This is a genomic window from Oleiphilus sp. HI0043 (assembly GCF_001634935.1).
On the sequence record NZ_LWEY01000103.1, the window covers coordinates 1 to 633 of the forward strand.

Annotated in this window: 1 protein-coding gene; it reads left to right on the plus strand. The window is 45.5% G+C overall.

Features of this window, described 5'->3' with window-relative positions:
- Positions 1-633: S8 family serine peptidase (locus A3729_RS02050; protein WP_156497583.1), on the plus strand; the 633-nt coding region annotated here is incomplete at both ends.

Here is a 633-nt window from a genome sequence, read left to right on the forward strand (position 1 = left end):
CACCGATCAGCCCGCAGTTTTTCGGGCTCTCTAAAAACCAATCTCCTGAGCAGCGTAAGGCATCAGTTCAGGCATTGGCTACTGATATATCTAACAAAGTCAAAGCGAAGGCGGTGCGCCAATACTCCAGTTCAGTTCCTGGTTTTGTGCTAAAAATGAAAGCTGAAGAATTACAGAATCTTCGCAACGACCCTCGCGTACTTTTGATAGAGCAAGATCAGGTAATGAGTGCTAGCGTAACGCAAAACAGTGCGACATGGGGCCTTGACCGAATCGATCAAACTGCTTTGCCGCTTGATACCACCTATAGCTATGAGCTAGATGGTAGTGGTGTAAATGCCTATATCATCGACACGGGTATACTTACTTCGCATAGTGATTATGCAGGTCGAGCTACAAGTGGTTGGGATTTCATTGATAATGACGCAGACGCTTCTGACTGTAATGGCCATGGTACTCACGTTGCTGGAACCGTTGGTGGCAACACTTGGGGTGTTGCAAAAAATGTAAATATGACAGCGATTAGAGTACTTGATTGTAATGGTTCAGGAACAGCTTCGGGCGTAATTGCAGGTATTGATTGGGTAGCAGCAAATGCTAAATTTCCTGCTGTAGCAAACATGAGTCTTGGTG